The sequence below is a fragment of the Spongiivirga sp. MCCC 1A20706 genome, assembly GCF_046524175.1.
Lineage (GTDB): Bacteria > Bacteroidota > Bacteroidia > Flavobacteriales > Flavobacteriaceae > Spongiivirga.
Window position 1 is genome coordinate 1 of record NZ_JBEFZF010000017.1, and the last position, 1,895, is coordinate 1,895.

1 protein-coding gene is annotated in these 1,895 nt (G+C 40.8%); it reads right to left on the reverse strand.

Features of this window, described 5'->3' with window-relative positions:
- Positions 1 to 1,895 (reverse strand): beta strand repeat-containing protein (locus ABN763_RS18960; RefSeq protein ID WP_410487076.1); only part of this gene is annotated, 1,895 nt, incomplete at both ends.

Below are 1,895 nucleotides of genomic sequence, written 5' to 3' on the forward strand. Positions count from 1 at the left end.
AAAGGTTAATGTACCAGTAGTATCAGCATAGTCCGCTGGTTGAGTGGCTGTACCATCTGCAGTGGCATAATCTACTGTAAAACCACCTTGTACATCACCTGTCAAGGTAACCGTAAAAGTCGCAGTACCTGCCGCCTCGTTAACCGTAACATCTGCTATTACAATACCAGCACTATCATTATCGGTAATGGTACCTTCTCCCTGTCCGTCACTAATTGTAACTAGCGTATTGCTTACATTAGAGAGATTAATAAAATAAGTCTCGCTTGCTTCTACTAAATTATCGTCTGTAATATTAACGGTCAAGGTTTGAGTCTCCGCATCAGTTCCTGTAAAAGTGAGAGAGTTCGTAACTGCAGTATAATCAGATCCGGAAACGGCAGTATTATTTGCCGAAGCATAATCCACAGTAAAAGATCCATCAACATCACCAGTTAATGTCACCGTAAAGGTTGCTGTACCCGCTGCTTCATTAACCGTGATATCATTTATTGCAAGACTTGCAGCATCATTATCGGTTATTGTAGCAACTCCTTGAGCATCATTAATAGTAACTAAGCCAGAACTAACATTTGAAAGGTTTGCAAAGAATGTTTCCGTAACTTCTAAAAGCCCATCATCTATAATAGGAACTGTAAAGGTTTGAGGTTCTCCTGCTGTACCGACAAAATTTAAAGTGCCGCTTGCAGTGGTATAATCACCAGGTTGCAAAGCAGTATCATCGGAAGTATTATAATCAACACTAAAGCCACCTGCAACAGCTGCGGACAGTGTTACTGTAAAGGTAGCCGTTCCGTCACCTTCGTTGACCGTTACGTCGTTGATAACAATATTTGCAGAATCATTATCAGTTATAGAACCTACTGCCTGATTATCAGCAATTGCTACCAACGCACTAGATATACCACTTAAATTAACAAAAAAGTCCTCACTAGGTTCCACCAAAATATCGTCGATAATTGGTACAGTAATGGTTTGTACTTCAGCGTCAGTTCCTACAAAAGTTAGCGTTCCGCTATTGGATGTATAATCACCTGGTTCAATGGCAGTATCATTTGCTGTTGCATAATTTACTGTAAATCCTCCTGCTACATTTCCTGTTAGCGTTACATTAAAAGTCGCATTTCCGGCGCCCTCATTTACGGTTATATCTCCTATTGTTATAAATGAATCATTATCTATTATTGTAACCTCTCCCTGAGAATCAGCTACAGTAACTAATCCGTTAGTAATACCACTTAAATTGATAAAGAAAGATTCATCATTTTCTACAGTAGTGTCATTAATTATTGAAATCGTTACAGTTTGCGTTTCTGTATCATTACCTGCAAAACTTAATGTCCCTGAAACTGCGGTATAATCGCTTGGTTGTGTGGCACTGTTGTCAGCAGAAGCAAAACTTATATCAAATGCACTTTGAACATTTCCAGTAAGGGTGACTGTTAGCGTAGCTGTTCCATCAACTTCATTAACCGTGACATCATCTATCGATACATTCGCCGTATCATTGTCCGTGATCGTAATCTCACCTTGACTGTCTGTGATCGTTACTAACGTATTTGTTATACCACTTAAGTCTGCAAACAAACTCTCTGTAGCCTCTAATATATTGTCATCGATAATCGGGACCGTAAAGGTCTCTGTCTCTGTATCGGTTCCAGCAAAGGTCAAGGTACCCGTGCTACTGGTATAATCCCCAGGCTGTACTGCAGTGTTGTTCGACGTAGCATAGTCTACACTAAAGCCGCCCTGTACATCGCCCGTTAACGTAACCGTTAAGGTAGCAGTGCCTGCTGCCTCATTTACCGTCACATCATCAATAGCGATACTCGCTGCATCATTGTCCGTAATCGTTCCCTCACCCTGACTATCGGTGATCGTTACCAAACCATTGG